At 49.1% G+C, this 18,042-nt stretch carries 21 protein-coding genes and 1 tRNA gene; 19 read left to right on the top strand and 3 right to left on the bottom strand.

The window, feature by feature from the left end; genetic code table 11:
- Positions 1–336 precede the first annotated feature (336 nt).
- The 7 genes from ACJA3I_RS10015 (at position 337) to nrdR (ending at position 7,531) form a co-directional block, all read left to right on the top strand.
- On the top strand, positions 337–603 hold the full coding sequence (locus ACJA3I_RS10015) for a TIGR03905 family TSCPD domain-containing protein (RefSeq protein WP_458862455.1): 267 nt from the start codon (positions 337–339) through the stop codon (positions 601–603).
- 108 nt (positions 604–711) lie between these two features.
- The gene (gene asnS / locus ACJA3I_RS10010) at positions 712–2,106 is read left to right on the top strand and encodes an asparagine--tRNA ligase (protein ID WP_458862454.1); all 1,395 of its coding nucleotides are present in this window, start codon (positions 712–714) and stop codon (positions 2,104–2,106) included.
- A gap of 45 nt (positions 2,107–2,151) precedes the next feature.
- A complete protein-coding gene (coaW, locus tag ACJA3I_RS10005) occupies positions 2,152–2,973 on the top strand; it encodes a type II pantothenate kinase (protein WP_458862453.1) in 822 nt (273 codons plus the stop codon).
- Positions 2,974–3,012: 39 nt separating this feature from the next.
- Positions 3,013–4,290 (top strand): aminotransferase class I/II-fold pyridoxal phosphate-dependent enzyme, encoded by a 1,278-nt coding sequence (locus ACJA3I_RS10000; protein ID WP_458862452.1) that lies wholly within the window; start codon positions 3,013–3,015, stop codon positions 4,288–4,290.
- Positions 4,291–4,525: 235 nt separating this feature from the next.
- A complete protein-coding gene (gene secD / locus ACJA3I_RS09995) occupies positions 4,526–5,833 on the top strand; it encodes a protein translocase subunit SecD (protein WP_458862451.1) in 1,308 nt (435 codons plus the stop codon).
- Positions 5,833–6,741 (top strand): protein translocase subunit SecF, encoded by a 909-nt coding sequence (secF, locus tag ACJA3I_RS09990; protein ID WP_458862450.1) that lies wholly within the window; start codon positions 5,833–5,835, stop codon positions 6,739–6,741. The genes secD and secF overlap by 1 nt, the downstream gene beginning before the upstream one ends.
- 325 nt (positions 6,742–7,066) lie before the next feature.
- Complete coding sequence (nrdR, locus tag ACJA3I_RS09985) at positions 7,067–7,531, top strand: transcriptional regulator NrdR (protein WP_458862449.1); 465 nt, start codon at positions 7,067–7,069, stop codon at positions 7,529–7,531.
- Positions 7,532–7,598: 67 nt separating this feature from the next.
- On the opposite strand, the gene ACJA3I_RS09980 is transcribed toward nrdR, so the two are convergent.
- Together ACJA3I_RS09980 and ACJA3I_RS09975 are read right to left on the bottom strand one after the other, a co-directional pair.
- On the bottom strand, positions 7,599–7,958 hold the full coding sequence (locus tag ACJA3I_RS09980) for a DUF4363 family protein (RefSeq protein ID WP_458862448.1): 360 nt from the start codon (positions 7,956–7,958) through the stop codon (positions 7,599–7,601).
- Position 7,959: 1 nt separating this feature from the next.
- Complete coding sequence (locus ACJA3I_RS09975) at positions 7,960–8,550, bottom strand: DUF421 domain-containing protein (protein ID WP_458863845.1); 591 nt, start codon at positions 8,548–8,550, stop codon at positions 7,960–7,962.
- Between the two features lie 268 nt (positions 8,551–8,818).
- On the opposite strand from ACJA3I_RS09975, the gene ACJA3I_RS09970 reads away from it, so the two are divergent.
- The 5 genes from ACJA3I_RS09970 (at position 8,819) to ACJA3I_RS09950 (ending at position 10,900) form a co-directional block, all read left to right on the top strand.
- Complete coding sequence (locus ACJA3I_RS09970) at positions 8,819–9,160, top strand: helix-turn-helix domain-containing protein (RefSeq protein ID WP_458862447.1); 342 nt, start codon at positions 8,819–8,821, stop codon at positions 9,158–9,160.
- A 59-nt stretch (positions 9,161–9,219) separates the two neighbouring features.
- A tRNA-Pro gene (locus tag ACJA3I_RS09965) sits at positions 9,220–9,296 on the top strand.
- Between the two features lie 119 nt (positions 9,297–9,415).
- Positions 9,416–9,583 carry a hypothetical protein gene (locus ACJA3I_RS09960; RefSeq protein ID WP_458862446.1) on the top strand — a complete coding sequence of 56 codons (168 nt, stop codon included), beginning with the start codon at positions 9,416–9,418 and terminating at the stop codon, positions 9,581–9,583.
- Between the two features lie 208 nt (positions 9,584–9,791).
- The gene (locus ACJA3I_RS09955) at positions 9,792–10,154 is read left to right on the top strand and encodes a hypothetical protein (RefSeq protein ID WP_458862445.1); all 363 of its coding nucleotides are present in this window, start codon (positions 9,792–9,794) and stop codon (positions 10,152–10,154) included.
- Positions 10,155–10,399: 245 nt separating this feature from the next.
- On the top strand, positions 10,400–10,900 hold the full coding sequence (locus ACJA3I_RS09950) for a hypothetical protein (RefSeq protein ID WP_458862444.1): 501 nt from the start codon (positions 10,400–10,402) through the stop codon (positions 10,898–10,900).
- A gap of 226 nt (positions 10,901–11,126) precedes the next feature.
- Here ACJA3I_RS09950 and ACJA3I_RS09945 read toward each other — a convergent pair whose 3' ends face one another.
- Positions 11,127–11,573 (bottom strand): MerR family transcriptional regulator, encoded by a 447-nt coding sequence (locus ACJA3I_RS09945; RefSeq protein ID WP_458862443.1) that lies wholly within the window; start codon positions 11,571–11,573, stop codon positions 11,127–11,129.
- Positions 11,574–11,693: 120 nt separating this feature from the next.
- On the opposite strand from ACJA3I_RS09945, the gene ACJA3I_RS09940 reads away from it, so the two are divergent.
- The 7 genes from ACJA3I_RS09940 (at position 11,694) to ACJA3I_RS09910 (ending at position 18,021) form a co-directional block, all read left to right on the top strand.
- Positions 11,694–12,461: a carboxymuconolactone decarboxylase family protein gene (locus tag ACJA3I_RS09940; protein WP_458862442.1), complete on the top strand. Its 768-nt coding sequence runs from the start codon at positions 11,694–11,696 to the stop codon at positions 12,459–12,461.
- 4 nt (positions 12,462–12,465) lie between these two features.
- Positions 12,466–13,008: a cyclophilin-like fold protein gene (locus ACJA3I_RS09935; RefSeq protein WP_458862441.1), complete on the top strand. Its 543-nt coding sequence runs from the start codon at positions 12,466–12,468 to the stop codon at positions 13,006–13,008.
- Between the two features lie 13 nt (positions 13,009–13,021).
- Complete coding sequence (locus ACJA3I_RS09930; protein ID WP_458862440.1) at positions 13,022–14,191, top strand: iron-containing alcohol dehydrogenase; 1,170 nt, start codon at positions 13,022–13,024, stop codon at positions 14,189–14,191.
- A 1-nt stretch (position 14,192) separates the two neighbouring features.
- On the top strand, positions 14,193–15,011 hold the full coding sequence (locus tag ACJA3I_RS09925) for an aldo/keto reductase (RefSeq protein WP_458862439.1): 819 nt from the start codon (positions 14,193–14,195) through the stop codon (positions 15,009–15,011).
- A gap of 149 nt (positions 15,012–15,160) precedes the next feature.
- Entirely contained in the window at positions 15,161–15,640 is a 480-nt protein-coding gene (locus tag ACJA3I_RS09920; protein WP_458862438.1) for an NUDIX domain-containing protein, read from the top strand.
- A 99-nt stretch (positions 15,641–15,739) separates the two neighbouring features.
- Complete coding sequence (locus ACJA3I_RS09915; protein WP_458862437.1) at positions 15,740–16,522, top strand: dioxygenase family protein; 783 nt, start codon at positions 15,740–15,742, stop codon at positions 16,520–16,522.
- Between the two features lie 203 nt (positions 16,523–16,725).
- Positions 16,726–18,021, top strand: coding sequence for an amidohydrolase (locus ACJA3I_RS09910; RefSeq protein WP_458862436.1), 1,296 nt, complete (start codon positions 16,726–16,728; stop codon positions 18,019–18,021).
- The last annotated feature ends 21 nt before the right edge of the window (positions 18,022–18,042 follow it).

Raw genomic sequence — 18,042 nt, 5'->3', positions numbered from 1 at the left:
GTGATTTCAAGATAATTTTTACCTTATTTATAGTATAAACCGAAAAGCGGGGTTTTCCAATGAGATTTTGAAAATTTTCAAGTGTGAAGCCGGGCGTTTGCCGCCCGTGGAATTGCCCGCAAAAAAACAGCAGATTCCTGTGAGGGGAGAAGGCGAAAACAAAAAAATCGTGCCCCCGGATCTTTTCAAGGCGCGAAGTTCGCAAAATAGGTGAAAAAACTGGACAGAACAGCCGAAATGTGTTAAATTTGTGAATACAGACGGATCGCGGCGGCAAGAAGCGGAAAGCAGAGCGCCCATCCGTTCAATTCTTTTTTATTTGGAGGATCTTTACTCATGCAAACCTTTAGCTATGTTCCCACCGGTGTCTGCAGCAAACGCTTCGATTTCGTTGTGGATGAAACGAATAATACCATCATTGATGTGAAGGCTGTGGCAGGCTGCCCGGGTAATCTGGCGGGGATCAGTAATTTGCTGAAGGGGATGAAGATCGAAGAGGTGATCGAGCGTCTGGAAGGCGTGAAATGCGGCTTCAAGCCCACCTCCTGCCCGGAGCAGATCTCTTTTGCGCTTCGCGATTATCTGGCGGGCAAACTGCAATAAGGCGGTTGCCATACGCCGCGGATCAGCCGCCGGTCTGGGCGGCCGCAAAGGGCAGAAATCACATTTTGAATGATAATAATGAAAGAATATGTTAAGAGGGTGAATTTTATGAAGAAGGCGACCGTAAAAGAACTTTTACAGCAGCCGCAGGAATTTATCGGCCAGCAGGTGGCGTTATGCGGATGGGTGCGCACCGTGCGCGATGTAAAAGCCTGCGCGTTTATCGAATTGAATGACGGCAGCGTGGTGAAAAACATCCAGATCGTTGCCGATAACGGGAAAAATGTTTATGAAATCGCCAAGAATATCGGCGTGGGAACCGCTTTGCGCGTCAGCGGCACAGTGGTGGAATCCAAAGGCGGAAACCAGGCCATCGAGCTCCAGAGCGAAACCATCGAAATCGAAGGCGAATGCCCTTCTGATTATCCGCTGCAAAAAAAGCGCCATTCCATGGAATATCTGCGCACGATCGCGCATCTGCGCCCCCGCACGAACCTGTTCAGCGCGGTTTTCCGTGTGCGCAGCGAAGCGGCGTTTGCCATCCACCAGTTCTTTAACGAGCGCGGCTTTGTTTATGCCCACACACCGCTGATCACAGCCAGTGACTGCGAAGGCGCCGGCGATATGTTCCGCGTGACGACGCTGGATGCCAAGAACCCGCCTCTGACAGAAAACGGCGATGTTGATTTCAGCCAGGATTTCTTCGGAAAAGCTTCGAACCTCACGGTTTCCGGCCAGCTGGAAGCGGAAACCTTCGCTTTGGCCTTTGGCAAAACCTATACCTTCGGGCCCACCTTCCGTTCCGAAAATTCCAACACCAGCCGTCATGCGGCCGAATTCTGGATGATCGAACCCGAGATCGCTTTTGCCGATCTGAACGATAACATGGCTCTGGCGCAGGAAATGACACAGTATGTGATCCGCCATGTGATGAAGAAATGCCCCGACGAGATGAACTTCTTCAACTCTTTCGTGGATAAGGGCCTCATCGAGCGCCTGACGGCCATCGCCGAAGCCGAAGAATTCGCTCATATCACCTATACCGATGCCATCGCAATTTTAGAAAAACACAAAGACGAATTTGAATTCCCTGTTTATTGGGGCTGCGATCTGCAAAGTGAGCATGAACGCTATATCACCGAAGAAGTGTTCAAAAAGCCCACATTTATGACGGATTACCCCAAAGAGATCAAATCTTTCTATATGCGCCTCAACGATGACGGAAAAACCGTCGCCGCCATGGATATGCTGGTGCCCGGCATCGGCGAACTGATCGGCGGAAGCCAGAGAGAAGAACGCCTGGATGTGCTGGAAGCGCGCATGGAAGAACTGGGCATGGAAAAAGAAGGATACTGGTGGTATCTGGATCTGCGCAAATACGGCGGAACCAAGCACGCGGGCTATGGCCTGGGCTTCGAACGCCTGATCATGTATTTGACCGGCGTGAGCAACATCCGCGATGTGCTGCCGTTCCCCAGAACCGTGGGCAGCGCTGAATTCTAAACCTAAACACAACAGGCAGAACTTCTGCCTCGGGAGGCATTACGGTTGAAAACGATCATCGGAATCGATATCGGCGGCAGCACAACGAAAATCGTTGGGGTGCGCGACGGTAAAATCATCAACCCGTTAAAAGTAAAAGCGGATGACCCCGTGACCTCGGCTTATGGCGCCTTTGGCCGGTTTCTGGCCGAAAACCATATGACGGTGGAACAGATCGATAAAGTGATGTTCACGGGCGTGGGGTCTTCCTTTATCACCAGCAGCGGCATGTATGGCGTGCCGATCCAAAAGGTGGATGAGTTCACCGCCATCGGGAAAGGCGGATGCACCATCACGGGGCTTGACCGCTGCATTATTGTAAGCATGGGCACCGGCACGGCTTTTGTTCGCGTGAAAGACGGCGAAGCCCAGCATCTGGGCGGAACCGGCGTGGGCGGCGGCACACTGCTGGGGCTCTGCGGCAAAATGCTGGGGCTTCACAGCGTCGATCATATCATGGAGCTTGCCGAACAGGGCGATCTGAGCAATGTCGATCTGACCATCGGCGATATTTCAGATGTGCCGCTGTCGAATATGTCTGCCGAGATCACCGCCAGCAATTTCGGCAAAGTGAGCGATATGGCCACCAACGGCGATATCGCGCTGGGCGTTTTGAATCTGGTTTTTCAAACCGTTGGAATGCTGGCGGTTTTTTCCACCCGCGAAGAGGGCATTAAAAATGTGGTGCTGACAGGGAATCTCACAAAGATCCCCATGGCAAAAAAGCTGTTCCTGCAAATGGAAGAACTATATGATATTCGCTTCATTATCCCCGAAAATGCCGATTATGCCACGGCTATCGGCGCGGCAATGCTGGGGATCGCATAAGAGTTGACAGAGAACAAAATTTTTGGGAGGTATATCGCAATGGATTTGAGAAAAGCCGGCCATGATGAGCTTGTTGCCCTGAAAAAAGAACTCGACGCGCAATATGAAAGCTTTAAGGCGCAGAACCTGAAGCTGAATATGGCCAGGGGCAAGCCCGGCGCAGATCAGCTGGATGCATGCGAGGGAATGCTGACAGTGATCTCCACCAGCAAAGATTGCATTTATGAAGGTCTGGATACCCGCAACTACGGCGGGCTGGAAGGCATCCCTGCCTGCCGCCAGATGTTCGCCGATCTGCTGGATGTTCCCGCAGAGCAGGTTCTGGCGGGCGGCAACGCCAGCCTGACCTTTATGTATGACACAATGGATCGCCTGATGATGTTCGGCGCCTGCGGCGTTGACGAGCCCTGGGTGAAAAAAGACAAGGTGAAATTCCTGTGCCCGGTTCCCGGCTATGACCGCCATTTTTCCATCTGCCAGCAGCTGGGCATCGAAATGATCAATGTGCCCATGGATGAAAACGGCCCCGTAATGGATGTCGTTGAAAAACTTGTGGCCGAAGATGAAAGCATCAAGGGCATGTGGTGCGTGCCGAAATATTCGAACCCTTCGGGCATCGTTTATTCCGATGAAGTGGTGCGCCGCATCGCGAACCTGAAGCCCGCCGCCAAAGATTTCCGCCTTTTCTGGGATAACGCCTATATGATCCACCATATCACCGAAGAAGAGATCGAGATCCCCAACATCATCACGGAATGTGAAAAAGCGGGCAACCCCGATATGGTGTTTGAATTCTGCTCCACTTCCAAGATCACTTTCCCCGGCGCCGGCGTTTGCGCCTTTGCCGCCAGCAAAAACAATGTGGAATGGCAGAAAAAATACATGAACGCCCAGCAGATCGGCCCCGATAAGATCAACCAGCTTCGCCATGTGCTGTTCTTCAAGAACGCGGAAGGCGTGAAAAAACATATGAAGATCCACGCGAAACTGCTCGCGCCCAAGTTCAAGGTGGTTACCGACACACTGGAAAAGAACCTGGCGGGAACAGGCGCGGGTTCCTGGAATGTGCCCAAGGGCGGCTATTTCATCAGCTTTGATGCCATGGAAGGCTGCGCCAAGCGCATCCAGCAGCTTTGCAAAGAGGCCGGCATTGTGATGACCGGCGCCGGCGCGACTTTCCCCTATGGAAAAGACCCGAAAGACAGCAATCTGCGCATTGCGCCGTCGCTGCCGCCTGTGCAGGAATTGCAGCAGGCAATGGATGTTTTCTGCGTTTGCGCCAAAAAAGCCGCGGTGGAAAAACTGCTGGCTGAATAACTGATCGAAAACAATAGGATAAATACCCTGTTTTTCATGTGAAAGCATAGTATTTCACAGAAGAACGGGGTATTTTTATAGCATATCTCACATAAAAATGACGGATTTTATTGACGCATGGCAGGGGTTGCGGTATAATGAACCTTGCTTGTAAAAACGAAAAATACGGGGGATCTCTATTTTTTAGCGGGCTTTCTGGTTTTTCGGATGAAATGAAGGAGGAGAAAAAAGCACAATGAAGAAAAGCGTAATTTCTTTCGTCTGCATGATCTTGGTGATCGGTCTTTTGGCCACCGTGCTCTTTTGCGGCGTCGATTTCGGCTTTTTCTCCATTCCCAAGATCACAAACACCGATGACGGCATTCGCCTGGGGCTTGACCTTGTGGGCGGCAGCAGCATCACATTTGAGGGAATGGCAGACAGCAAGATCTCGGCTGAACAATTGAATGCAGATATGGATTCCGTGGAAAGCTTGCTCCGCGGCAGATTGGATTATCTGGGGCTCTATGAAGCGCAGGTCTATCGCGTAGGCGACCGCCGTGTGACCGTTGAGATTCCTTCCATCAGCGACCCCGAAGAGGCCGTGAGAAAACTGGGTTCTACCGCTCAGCTGGAATTCCGCGATGCTGACGGCAAAGTCATCATCAAAGGCGCCGATGTGAAATCCGCTTCCGCCAAATACGGCGCGCTGGATGCCACAAAAGTGCAGCAGAACTATGTATTGCTTTCACTGACGGATGAAGGTTCCGCCCTGTTTAAAGAGGCTACCAAAACAGCGGCCGGCCGTTCTTCCGATGGCAAAAACTATATTTCCATCACCTTGGATGGTGAAGAGATCAGCAAACCTTATGTCGATTCCAAATATGCGGAAAACGGCCTGAGCGGCGATGTGGTGATTTCCGGCGGATTTGACGCCGAAAGCGCCGGCTGGCTGGCCAATGTGATTGCCGCGGGCCAGCTGCCGTTTGAACTGAAACAGGTCGAACTGCGCAGCGTGGGCGCCCAGTTGGGCATGACAGCGCTGCAGACAAGCATCAAAGCGGGCGTGATCGGCCTGATTCTGGTCATCATCTTCATGATCGCCATGTATCGCCTGCCCGGTGTGGTGGCCAGCGTCGCGCTGCTGTTCTACTGCGTGCTGGAAGGTCTGATCCTGACCATCTTCCGCGTGAACCTTTCTCTGCCCGGTATCGCCGGTATCATCCTATCCATAGGTATGGCCGTTGACGCCGATGTGGTTATTTTCGAGCGCATCAAAGAAGAGCTGCGCACCGGCAAAACCATCAAATCGGCTATCGATTCCGGCTTCCATCGCGCTTTCAGCGCTATTTTGGATTCTAACATCACAACTTTTATCGCCGCTGTCGTGTTATATTTCTTCGGCAAAGGCACGATCGTCGGCTTCGCCATCACCCTGGGTCTTGGCATCATCCTTTCGATGTTCACCGCTTTGACCATTACGAAATTCCTGCTTAACAGCCTTGTGGGCATGAAGGTCACAAACCTCAAGCTCTATGGCGCCGGCGAAAGGAGAGATGCATAATGAAAAAGTTCAGCGTTACAAAAAACTTTAAAATTTATGTGATCATCTCCATCATCATGGTTTCTGTGGGGCTTGCCGCTCTTGTGCTGGCTCCCTTCGGCGTGAACCTGTTCAACCTCGATATCGAGTTTGCGGGCGGCACGACCTTTACCTATGATCTGGGCAACGACAAAGTGACTCCCGATATGATCAGCAGAATCCAGACCGTGGCACAAGATACCATTGGTGAAAAAGTTTCGGCGGTTCCCACCGGCGATGACACGCAGGTTCTCATCAAAACAAAGGATCTGGATACCGAAACCCGCGATGCTTTCCATGAAGCGCTCTGCAAAGAGTTCTCGCTGGAAGATTCGGCGCGTGTCGATGTGCAGAATGTCAGCCCCTTGGTGGGCAAAGATATGCAGGCTTCCGCTGTGAAAGCGTCGCTGATGGCGGCGGTTCTGATGCTGCTGTATATCACTTTCCGCTTCGATTTCAAATCGGGTCTGTCGGCGGTCATCTGCCTGCTGCATGATGTGTTGGTGATGATCAGCGCCTATGTGATCTTCCGCCTGCCGCTGAACATGAACTTCATTGCGGCGGCGCTGACGATCTTTGGTTATTCCATCAACGCCAGCATCATCACTTTCGACCGCATCCGCGAAAACATGAAGCTTTCCAAGCGCAAGGATATCAATGAAGTGGTGGATAACAGCGTCATGCAGACCCTGACCCGTAACATCTATACCACGCTGACGACCTTGTTCACCATTGTTCTGCTCATCTTTATGGGCGTAAGTTCGCTGCGTAACTTTGCGATCCCCATCACGGTGGGCATCGTTTCCGGCGCTTATTCTTCCATTTGCATCGCAGCTCCGCTGTGGGCAAAAATGAAGAACAAGAAACCTGCGCCTAAAACAGCAAAATAAGCATTTATGACAGATTGAAACAGCAGGAAAACAAAAGTTTTCCTGCTGTTTTTTCACATTTCAAAAGGCGGACCAACTGCGGCTTTGTCGAAAGATGTCGAAACTTGCGGCCGATTGGGGGTAGTAAGTTGCCGAAAACTCTGTCAGAATGGTTTTACAGACAGAACTTCGACAATTTTATATAGACACACGCGGTAAACAGCAAAATCTCGAAAAAGCGTTCGACGGTTTTCGACAAAATTTTCAAAGGTTGCAGGTTATTCGGGAATATGTTACACTAAATTAATAGAGAATCGACATCCATGAGAGAGGAAGGAATAGCCTGATGAAGTGCCCGTTTTGCGGTTATTTGGAAAGCAAAGTTGTGGATTCACGCCCCACCGAAGAGGGAGGCTCTATTCGCAGAAGGCGAGAATGCTTAAGCTGCGGCAAACGCTTCACCACCTATGAAACTGTGGAAAGCGTGCCGCTGATGGTGATAAAAAAAGACGGTTCCCGCGAGGCTTATGATAAAAACAAAGTGCTCAACGGCCTGATCCGTGCCTGCCAGAAGCGCCCTGTTTCCATGGCGGTGCTTGAAGATACGGTCAGCGAGATCGAGCAGCAGCTATCCAACACGATGGAACGCGAGGTGCATTCCGAGCAGATCGGTGAGCTGGTGATGGAGCATCTGAAAAAGATCGACCAGGTGGCTTATGTGCGTTTTGCTTCAGTGTATCGGCAGTTTAAAGATTTAGACAGCTTTATGGATGAATTGAGCAAACTGCTGGCCATGAAAAATAACGAATAAGAAGCATAAAAACACCGCGTTGCCAAAGCAAGGCAATGCGGTGTTTTTTTACGGCTGTAAATTTCTCTCAGAAGATGTTTTTGATGTTTGGCGTGTCGGAACGGGGCAGATCATAAATCAGGTGCGAGAGAAGCGAGGCGTGGATCTCATAGTTTTTCGCGTCTTCCTGGCGGGCATAACCAAGGCATAAAGTAAAAGCGGAATGGATCTCATCGATGGAGTCATGAACATAAAAGGTGGAAAGCAGCGGCTCATATTTTTCAAAACGCTGCTGCGAGCGAAGAAGATCTTCCACACAGGTTTCGGTGCAGTTTAAGGGCAGTTCTTTCACCAGATCGTCACAAATGGAAGTTGTGTAATGGTAAGCCCAAAAAGCGCTGAAGATCGTGAGGATCGAAAGGATCACAGCAAGAACAGTTCGCCACATATCATCCTTTCTCCTTTCGATAAAAAATCAAATTCCCGGTTTCATCGGCGCATAACAAAAAAACATCCTTCAGCTGCTCTACACCGTTTTGATGAAGAACATTTTTCAGCCATTTTTCGGTGTGGCCAGTCGCCGTGAGATTTTGCGGATAGAGTGCGCCATCCGAAACCAAAATTTCCATGCGCGGTTTTTTCGGAACAGAAAGGGAAAGATCAGTAGGGGTGGCCGGCTGCGATTCCGGCGTGAGGATGATGCTGATCTGGCCGTTTGTTTCCACCTGGGCAAACTGAACCGTGCGCAGGTCGAAAACATCTTTCAAACGAAGGCTTTCGAAAACATCGTCTAAGGTAATGCGCATCTTGCGCAGCGCTTTTTGATCGATCACGCCGTCAGTGATGATTTTGATCGGTTTGCCGCTGAGAATGCTGCGCAGTTTCATGCTGCGCAAAGAAATCACCGAAATGAAGATTTCGGCCGAGATCAGGGTGAGGATCGGCACGATGCCATGCAGCAAAGGAATGTTGAGATCCTGCATGGGAACAGAGGCCACCGCCGAAACCAGGATGGTGATAACAAACTCGGTGGCCTGCATTTCCGCCACTTGCCGTTTTCCCATCAGGCGAAAGGCGACAATAATAAAAATATAAAGAATTAGGGTGCGAAAAAATGGAACAAGCATGTGATCACCTCAAGGCAATGTTTCCCAAGTATGCGGAAAATATTCAAAATAGTCACAAATTCAAAAGAATGATAAAATAAATGAGATGATTTCAAACAATAAAGATAATATGTGATGTTGTGAATGTGTTCAATTTTTTGTACTATGATACTATGTATACGATAAAAGTGGCGGTAATTTTATGAATGTTAAGGAAATATTAGGAAACAATATTAAATATTACAGGGAAATTCGGAAAATGAGCCAGGAAGAACTGGCCTATCGGGCCAACATGGGCGCGGCGCATTTGGGGAATATCGAACGGGGCCATAATAACCCCACCCTGACAACGCTTTATAAAATTGCAAGAGCGCTGGAAGTGGATATGGAGCAGCTTTTGGAAGGAAACGATGCTTCCCCACGAAAACAGGAACGGTCGCGAATGGAACCTTATAACCGGTTTTATAAAGAACTGAGCCCTCGCCAAAAAGAAGTATATCTGCACCTGTTGCAATGCATTTGCGATATGACCGAAGAAAAATAGAGAATAGGGCAAAAAATGCTTGCATTTTGGCAAGGGAAATGGTAGACTATAAACTGTTCCCGGGTGTGGCGCAGTTTGGTAGCGCGCTTGAATGGGGTTCAAGAGGCCGGAGGTTCGACTCCTCTCACTCGGACCATAAAGACCTGTTCTTCAAAAGAAGAACAGGCCTTTTGCTTTGTTCAAATCTGTGATATAGTGAACAAAAGATTATTTATATAACCTAACAGAGCAATAAAGTGAAAAGGGGGATCGATCATGAAAAAAATGTTGATGGGAATATTTCTCCTGATTTTAAGTGTATGGTGTTATAATTTTGGCGTTGTAGATGATGTGGTTGTTTTTAGTTTTTTAGGTGTATTTCTACCAATACCTGCGATAATTATTTTTCTTCTTGGCTTTTTCAATAGAAATGAGAAAAATTAATTTCTCAAATAAAATAATAACTTCCTATTATGAGCATAATCTCCGGCATCTTTATCGTTTTGATTTTCCATAAAGACCTGTTCTTCAAAAGAAGAACAGGTCTTTTTTTGTTCCAAAATTTGTGATATAGTGAATAAAAGATTATTTTGGCTTGGTTCGTAGTTGGACAAGAGGCGCACTTAGTTGTATTTATTGGGAGATTCATTATATGAAAATTGAAGTCCTTCTTGCTGATATTTCCCGGGGCTTTTTGAAAGACAGACACATCTTTAGATACGGGATGAAAAAAGTGTCTGCGATGTCTGATTCGGAGGTTATCCGCTGTTGTCATTTCTATTGTGAAGAAAACAAGCAAACACATATTTTTGAAGAATTTAGAAAAAGAGTCGAATCAGAGTATAGGTATTGTGAGTATTTGAGCGAATATATAGAAGATGGATTGTGTTATGATATTCAGATGATTTGCGCTGGATACATTAAGCGTTCAGCACTGGGAACCTATATAATCGATGATGCCGCTATGGAATGTTGCGCAAAATGCCGCTACAAAAGTCCTAAAATAATTTTATAGAAAATGTTTGGTTTGTTCACCGATTTACTGCGTATCTTGTTCTATTGCGAATTAGCACGCAGAATCATTCGACTGAACAAATTCCGATTTGTCGGGGAGATTATGAGTATAATCCTTGGCATCTTTATCGTTTTGATTTTCCATAAAGGCCTGTTCTTCAAAAGAAGAACAGGCCTTTTGCTTTGTCAAAATTTGTGATATAGTGAACGCAGGATCATTTATATTTGATAAAGGAGGGATATCTCATGAAAAGAATAAGAAGGATAATTCCAATTTTAGTGCTTGCCGTAATTTTAGGGGCGATTTTCTTTTATACACGCCCAATGACACTTTCACAGCTCTGTTTGGGTGTTACTGTAGCGGAAAGTAAATCGGTGAGCGGATATTATTTGATTGCGCCAGGCGTTGAAGACAAATATTTTGAAATAAATGAAAAAGATACCCGCTTTGCTCAAATCATTGATTTGTTTGAAAACCGAAAGTTTCGCAGATCACTTCTCAGTCTGCTTCCGCAAGGGACTAAAACATATCCGCCGCAAGATGGTGATTTTAGATGGGAAATAATGTTTGAGATAAACGATTCAAAGTTTCCCGACGGAAGCATTGCTTCCGGGACGCTAATAAGAATTAACAACTTTTATGGTATATTGGAAATACACTTTAATGGCGATGTATGGCGCTGCACAACAGCCGATAAAGACAAGTGGCTGAAGGATGTAATGGGGATCATTTCATCTGTTAGCTGATAATCGCAGCTTTGGTTTTACACAGATGATGCGCATCAGCTTCAGCATTTTTATCGTTTCGGTTTTTCTCAAAGACCTGTTCTTCTTTTGAAGAACAGGCCTTTTTGTTTTTTATACGGAACTAAATGATTGTGGCGGAGCGGGTTGCCCGGCTGCCGGGAAAGGCTAAACTGTTTTGATCGGCGGTTTGCAGAAATTTCAGCCAAAGCTGCGCATCCAACGAAACTCAGCCTTTCACCGGATGTGCCAGATCATAAAGCTTTTGGATCTCGGCGGGGAGACTGTCGGGAAGCATGCTTAGCACCCGATCTTCGTTCCCATCTTTCAGGGCCTGCTCATAATACCAGCATTTGAACCGGATGAGCGCCATGTTCTGTTCCAGAGTTTTCATTTCTTCCTCGAGCACCTGTTTTCTTTCTTCAAACATTTGCTTCCTTTGCGGATAGGTGGAGGGCCCTTCCACACACCACTGCATGAAGGTTTTGATATCAGAGATGGCCATGCCGGTTTTTTTCAGACATTCGATGATGCGCAGGGCATCCACTTCGCGCTCGGAAAAATCGCGGATTCCGGAGGTTCTTGCCATGCCCGGAAACAGCCCTTCCTTGTCATAATAGCGAAGTGTGGAAATGGGAAGATCAAACATCCGGGAAATCTGGCCGATGGTATACATGAAGTTCGCCCCTTTAAAAATATTTACGATTTAGGCTTGACCTAAAGTCAGGTTTAGCATTTATACTATACAGCATAGCAGAGAACACACAAATTGGCAAGGAAAAGGGGAAAAATCGAAATGGCTGAAATCATACAGACGGCGGGCAGAGATATCCTTGGCGCGTTTGCGCCGCAATTCGCGCATTATAACGATGATGTGCTTTTCGGCGAAAATTGGAACGACACCGGTATCGACCTGAAGACCAGAAGCATTCTTACCGTGGCGGCGCTGATGTCTTCGGGCATCACCGATTCATCGCTGAAATATCACCTGCTGAATGCGAAAAATCACGGTGTTTCACAAAAAGAAATCGCGGCCATTATCACGCATATCGCTTTTTATGTGGGGTGGCCGAAAGGATGGGCTGTTTTCAACCTTGCAAAGGAAATTTGGGAAGAAAAACTAGACAGCGAAGAAGACCTTCAGAAAAAAGCCCATGCGGAATCCATGTTGTTTCCCATCGGCGCGCCGAATGATGCCTATGCGGCATATTTTTCCGGCAAAAGCTATCTCGCGCCGATCTCTCAGGAGCAGGTGGGGGTTTTCAATGTGACATTTGAACCGGGATGCCGCAACAACTGGCATGTTCACCATGCCGCCCAGGGCGGCGGCCAGATTTTGATCTGCGTGGCGGGGAGCGGCTTTTATCAGCAGTGGGGCAGACCTGCGGTGAAGATGAACCCGGGCGATTGCATCCATATCCAGCCCGGCGTGAAGCATTGGCACGGCGCGGCGGCGGATCGCTGGTTCAGCCATCTTGCCGTCGAGGTGCCGGGCAAAGATTGTTTTAACGAATGGCTTGAACCTGTTACCGATGAAGAATATGCGAAAAGCTCGAACGGATAGGAAAATGGGGAAAGACATTGCTTTATGGCTTGCTTTCGCAATGCTTCTGACAGGCTGCGCCATGCAGAAAGCGGCAAAGCCAGCCGGCGAGCTGCCGGGGAAACACGGCGCAGGATCTGCCGAAGCGGCAGGCCATGGAAAGAAGCAAAGCGCGGAAAGGGAAACAGGCGATGCACAGCAGCCGGAAACAACAGAGAAAAAAAGCATGACCATCACGATCGGCGCAGAGGAATATCAGGTGAAGCTGGAAGAAAACGAAACGGCGGAAGCGCTGCGGTCCATGCTTCCGCTGACGCTGACCATGAAAGATTTTAACGGAAACGAAAAAGTGACCGCGCTTTCCCGCCCCATTCGAAAAGAACCCTCCGTTTGCCCGGGAACCATTCACGCGGGGGATGTGATGTGTTATGGGGATGATCGCATCGTCTTGTTCTATGACACCTTCTCAACGGTCTACAGCTATGTAAAAATTGGTGAAGCGGATCGCCCGGAAGAGTTTGCGAAAGCGCTGGGAAGCGGTTCGGTGGAAGTTCTATTATCAAATTGAAGGAGGAAAAAACATGCTGGGTAATTTTTCATATTGCAACCCCACAAAGCTTTATTTCGGAGAAGAGGCTATGGGGTCTTTGGAAGCTGAGTTGAACCGTTATGGAAAAAATGTTGTTTTGATCTATGGGGGCGGCTCCATCCGCAAAAACGGAATTTATGATGAAGTTGCGGCGATCTTGAAAAAATGCGGCAAAAATATTGCCGAGATCGCCGGTGTGATGCCCAACCCCACGCTGGAAAAACTGTATGAGGGCATTAAAATCGCAAGGGAACATCACGCAGATCTGCTTTTGGCGGTGGGCGGCGGTTCCTGCTGTGATTATGCCAAGGCGGTGTCGGTTTCGGTCTATTGCGAAGAAGACCCGTGGGAAAAGTATTTTATCCGTTTCGAAGAGCCGGAATGCGCGAATGTGCCGGTGGGCTGCGTTTTGACCATGGTGGGAACAGGTTCCGAGATGAACGCGGGCTGTGTGATCACGAACCATGAGGCAAAACTGAAAATCGGCCATGTGTTCGCGGATGAACGGATCATGCCGAAGTTTTCTATTCTGAACCCCAGATATACCATGTCACTGCCGAAAGTTCAGATGGTCGCGGGCATTTATGACATCATGAACCACATCTGCGAGCAATATTTTTCCGGGGAGGATGACAATACATCCGATTATATCAGCGAAGGGCTCATGCGCTCTCTGGTGCATTCCAGCCTGATCGCCGCAGATGACCCACAGAATTATGAAGCCAGAAGCAACATCATGTGGGCGGCCACATGGGCGCTGAATACCCTTGTTGCCAAAGGCAAATCGGGCGATTGGATGGTGCATATGCTGGGGCAGGCGGTGAGCGCCTGCACAGATGCAACGCACGGCATGACCCTCGCGGCGGTCTCGCTGCCCTATTATCGCCATGTGATGCCTTATGGCCTTTCCAAATTTAAAAAATTCGCTGAGAATGTGTGGCGGATCGACCCGCAGGGCAAAACAGAAAAGCAGGTGGCTGAAGAAGGGCTTCGCGCCATGGAAAGCTGGATGAAGCGGATCGGCGTGGTGATGAACCTCACCGAGCTGGGCGTATCGGAAGATCTTCTGGATGATCTGGTGAAGGCCACCATCATTCTGCCGGGCGGATATAAAAAGCTTGATCCCGCTGAAATTCGCAAAATTTTTAAGGAGAGCCTTTAAGATGGAAACTGTTTTGCTCAATAACGGCGTGCAGATGCCTTTGGTCGGTCTTGGCACCTATGGCCTGCAAGGCGACGGATGCCGGGATGTCGTGGCCGGCGCCATCGGCATGGGCTATACGCTTCTCGATACCGCACAGATGTATGGCAATGAAGAAGAGGTCGGCCGCGGCATGCAAAAAAGCGGCGCCGCCCGCAGCTCTCTTTTTCTCACAACAAAAATTTACCGAATCAGCAACAGCTATGAAAAGGCAAAAGAGGCCATTGACAGCTCGCTGAAACGCCTGGGCACAGAATATGTTGACCTGCTGTTGCTGCATGAACCCTATCGGGAAGGCCCGGAAATGTATCGGGCGATGGAGGAAGCGCTGAAGACGGGCAAAGCCAGAGCAATCGGCATTTCCAATTATAATGAAGCATGGTATGATGATTTAATCGGCAAGGTTTCTGTAACGCCCGCGGTGAATCAGCTGGAAGTGCATCCATATTTTCAAAAGAAGGATTGGCAGGCAAAGCTGGAAAAAGAAGGCGTGAGGGTTCAGGCATGGTCGCCTTTGGCGCAGGGAAAAGAAGAACTGTTCAACCACCCTGTTTTGAAAGAAATCGGGAAAAGGCACGGGAAAACAGCCGCCCAGGTGGTGCTTCGCGCCCTGACCGAGCGAAAGATCTCCGTGATTCCCAAATCTGCAAAAGAAGAACGACTGAGCGAGAACATGGATATTTTTGATTTTTCTCTCTCTGCGGAAGAAAAGAAAGCCATCGAAAAGCTGGATCGAAACCAGACGCTGTTTCCATGGACGGAAAAATTCATCCTGCAATAGAGGCGGAACGATAAAAATTTCCCAAAGGAGCAAGGCTTCTGCACAGGGAGAACCTTTTACCTTTTTTACCGTTTGGTCTGCCCGTTTCTTTTCCAATAAAGATCAATGTGATATAATCAATCATAATATTTGAGAGAAGGTGCGGATCGATGCCAAAGCTTGAAATCACCAATATGGTGATGATACAAAACCCCGATACGGGCGAGGTGATCGTGCAGGATCGAATCAAAAGCTGGTGCGGCATTTCTTTTCCTGGCGGTCATGCCGAAAATGGCGAGAGTATTTATGACAGCGCCATTCGCGAGATCAAAGAAGAAACCGGCCTGGATATTGCAAACCTGGAACCTTGCGGCTTCATCTATTGGTTCAATGACCGGACGGAAGATAAATATTTTACATACTTTTATAAAACCACCGATTATTCCGGCGAGATGCTTTCGGAAACGGAAGAAGGCAAAGTTTTTTGGCTGAAGACAGGGGAACTTGAAAACCGGAAGCTTGCGCCCAATTTCAAAGAATATCTGCCTATGTTTTTCAGCGGCCGTTATTCTGAAGCATATTGCGCATGGAACAACGACAAAAAGCCCGATCTTTCCACAGAAAACCCGTGGGGAATCGTTTATCGCTGAGCAGAGGAGCAAAACCGATTTTCTGTTTTTAAATTTTGCAATATCCCGGCGCGGGGTTTATAATCAGAGCATCAAAATGATTTAAACGGAGGGTCGGATATGGATGGGATTAAAAGAATGCCGGTGGTTTTTGCCGGTCACGGTTCGCCTATGAACGCCATCGGGAACAATCGCGCCAGAACAGGGTGGCAGAAGATGGGCCTTGTCATCGGCAGACCAAAGGTCATCATCGCGGTGTCGGCACATTGGGCGACAAAAGGCCTTTTTGTGCGCCGCAGCGATCACAACCCCCAGATCAATGATATGTATGGCTTTCCCGAGGAACTTTATCGGGTGCATTACGAACCGGCGGGCTCGGAAGAATATGCAGATCGCGTGCTGGCGGTTTGCGAAGGCCGCGCCGCAGTGAACAACGATTGGGGGATCGACCATGGCGTGTGGTCGGTGCTTTCCAATCTGTATCCCCAAGCGGATATCCCGGTGGTCATGGTGAGCACGGATCTTTCCGCGGATGAAACCGCGCAGTTTGAACTGGGCAAAAAGCTTTCGGCCCTGCGGGAAGAAGGCGCGATGATTTTTGCCAGCGGCAATGTGGTGCACCACCTGGGGCGGGTGAGCTGGAAGATGGATCATGGCTATGAATGGGCGAATCGGTTCGACGCATCCATACGCGATGCCATCGTCGCGGGCGATTTTCAGACCGCCGTTCATTTTCAGGCGCTGCCGGATGCCCGGAACGCGGTTCCCACCACGGAACATTATTATCCGCTTCTCACGGCGCTTGGCGCCGCTTCGGCACAAGATAAAGTGACGGTGTGGAACGAATATCGTGAGCTGGGTTCGATGTCGATGACCTCTTATCTGTTTGAAACGGCAGAATAAACAGCTTTGTAAAAACCGTTAAATCGTGAAAAAAGATCTCGCAGTTTTGATCGCCATGGCGTGAGAACTGGGGATCTTTTTATTTTATCGGCGCGACCGCGGTAAAAATCGCCGCCGCAGGAATTGTAATTGAAGCCGAAAACTGATACTATAAAAATAGAACAGTTTCTAAACTATCAAAAAAGAACGGAAGGAACGTAAAAATGGATATTCAGGAATTGAAAAAACGCGCCTGCGAAGCGGTGGACCGCAACGCGGAAAAGATCATCGCTGTGGGTGAATCGATTTTCCATGAACCGGAACTGGGCTTTAAAGAATTTAAAACAGCGGAAAAAGTGAAGAAGATCTTTGATGAGCTGGGGTATGAGCATCAGGATGGCGTAGCCATCACAGGCGTGATCGCCCCGCTGAAGGGCAAAGAATCCAAGATCCGTTTGGCGCTGATGGGCGAACTGGATGCCATCGTGGCGCCGGGCCACCGCTGCGCCGATCCTGTTACAGGCGCCGCGCATTCCTGCGGCCACCATGTGCAGATCGCAACGCTGATGGGCGCCGCCATGGCGCTGAAAGACAGCGGCATCATGCAGGAACTTTCGGGCGATATCGTGCTGATGGCTGTGCCGGCCGAAGAAGGCGTCGAGCTGGAATATCGCCACGGCCTGATGGAACAGGGCAAGCTTTCTTTCATCGGCGGCAAGCAGGAATTCATCAAACTGGGTGTTTTCGATGATATCGATATGATGCTGATGCAGCATACGGATACCAGCGACAAGGTCGCCGCGGGCGGCGGCGTGGGGATGGGTTATGTGGCCAAGATCATCCACTATATCGGCAAAGAGGCTCACGCCGGCGGGGAACCCCATAAGGGGATCAACGCTCTGAACGCGGCCAAGATCGGCCTGATGGCCATTGATGCCCAGCGCGAAACCTTCCAGGATAAAGATATGGTTCGCGTGCATCCCATCATCACCAAGGGCGGCGATCTGGTGAATGTTGTGCCGGCGGATGTGCGCATTGAAACCTTCTGCCGCGCGAACAATATGCCTGCCGTTTTGGATGCCAGCATGAAAGTCGATCGCGCGCTGAAAGCCGGCGCCGACGCTGTGGGGGCAAAGGTGAATATTTATAATCTGCCCGGCTATATGCATCCTTATGAAGCGCCCGAGATGAAAGCCATCGTCGAAGAAAACCTCGCGGAAGTTTATGGGGCCGATAAAGTGGTTCCCGGCGTGGGTTACACCACAGAGGCAAACGATGTGGCTCATCTGATCCCGGTGGTCCACTGCACCATCGGCGGCGCGGCCGGCGTGCCTCACAGCCAGAATTATGAGATCGAAAATAAAGATATGGCCTATATCAAGGCAACAAAAATGCTGCTTTGTTCCGCCATCGATCTGCTGGCCAACGGCGCCGAAAAAGGGCTGTCGGTAAAACGGAATTTCCACGCGCCCATGACCAAAGAACAATATCTGAAAGAATGGGGACATTTGGAAGTTTAAAGAAAAGCAAAAAGCATTCGG

Origin of the sequence: Acidaminobacterium chupaoyuni (genome assembly GCF_047936785.1) — a bacterium.
Taxonomy (GTDB): Bacteria; Bacillota; Clostridia; order Oscillospirales; family Butyricicoccaceae; genus Acidaminobacterium; species Acidaminobacterium chupaoyuni.
The sequence above is the reverse complement of the archived record's forward strand: the minus strand, read 5'-3'. Positions and strand labels throughout refer to the sequence as shown.

Bases quoted from the DNA above. Each gene is read 5' to 3' on its own strand.
- ACJA3I_RS09955 (WP_458862445.1), top strand. From the start codon at position 9,792: ATGAAAATTGAAGTCCTTCTTGCTGATATTTCCCGGGGCTTTTTGAAA.
- asnS (WP_458862454.1), top strand. From the start codon at position 712: ATGAAGAAGGCGACCGTAAAAGAACTTTTACAGCAGCCGCAGGAATTT.
- nrdR (WP_458862449.1), top strand. From the start codon at position 7,067: ATGAAGTGCCCGTTTTGCGGTTATTTGGAAAGCAAAGTTGTGGATTCA.
- ACJA3I_RS09935 (WP_458862441.1), top strand. From the start codon at position 12,466: ATGGGGAAAGACATTGCTTTATGGCTTGCTTTCGCAATGCTTCTGACA.
- ACJA3I_RS09915 (WP_458862437.1), top strand. From the start codon at position 15,740: ATGGATGGGATTAAAAGAATGCCGGTGGTTTTTGCCGGTCACGGTTCG.
- ACJA3I_RS09975 (WP_458863845.1), bottom strand. From the start codon at position 8,550: ATGCAGGCCACCGAGTTTGTTATCACCATCCTGGTTTCGGCGGTGGCC.
- secD (WP_458862451.1), top strand. From the start codon at position 4,526: ATGAAGAAAAGCGTAATTTCTTTCGTCTGCATGATCTTGGTGATCGGT.
- ACJA3I_RS09960 (WP_458862446.1), top strand. From the start codon at position 9,416: ATGAAAAAAATGTTGATGGGAATATTTCTCCTGATTTTAAGTGTATGG.
- ACJA3I_RS09930 (WP_458862440.1), top strand. From the start codon at position 13,022: ATGCTGGGTAATTTTTCATATTGCAACCCCACAAAGCTTTATTTCGGA.
- ACJA3I_RS09980 (WP_458862448.1), bottom strand. From the start codon at position 7,958: ATGTGGCGAACTGTTCTTGCTGTGATCCTTTCGATCCTCACGATCTTC.
- ACJA3I_RS09925 (WP_458862439.1), top strand. From the start codon at position 14,193: ATGGAAACTGTTTTGCTCAATAACGGCGTGCAGATGCCTTTGGTCGGT.
- ACJA3I_RS10015 (WP_458862455.1), top strand. From the start codon at position 337: ATGCAAACCTTTAGCTATGTTCCCACCGGTGTCTGCAGCAAACGCTTC.
- ACJA3I_RS09950 (WP_458862444.1), top strand. From the start codon at position 10,400: ATGAAAAGAATAAGAAGGATAATTCCAATTTTAGTGCTTGCCGTAATT.
- ACJA3I_RS09945 (WP_458862443.1), bottom strand. From the start codon at position 11,573: ATGTATACCATCGGCCAGATTTCCCGGATGTTTGATCTTCCCATTTCC.
- ACJA3I_RS09970 (WP_458862447.1), top strand. From the start codon at position 8,819: ATGAATGTTAAGGAAATATTAGGAAACAATATTAAATATTACAGGGAA.
- ACJA3I_RS09940 (WP_458862442.1), top strand. From the start codon at position 11,694: ATGGCTGAAATCATACAGACGGCGGGCAGAGATATCCTTGGCGCGTTT.
- secF (WP_458862450.1), top strand. From the start codon at position 5,833: ATGAAAAAGTTCAGCGTTACAAAAAACTTTAAAATTTATGTGATCATC.
- ACJA3I_RS09910 (WP_458862436.1), top strand. From the start codon at position 16,726: ATGGATATTCAGGAATTGAAAAAACGCGCCTGCGAAGCGGTGGACCGC.
- ACJA3I_RS09920 (WP_458862438.1), top strand. From the start codon at position 15,161: ATGCCAAAGCTTGAAATCACCAATATGGTGATGATACAAAACCCCGAT.
- ACJA3I_RS10000 (WP_458862452.1), top strand. From the start codon at position 3,013: ATGGATTTGAGAAAAGCCGGCCATGATGAGCTTGTTGCCCTGAAAAAA.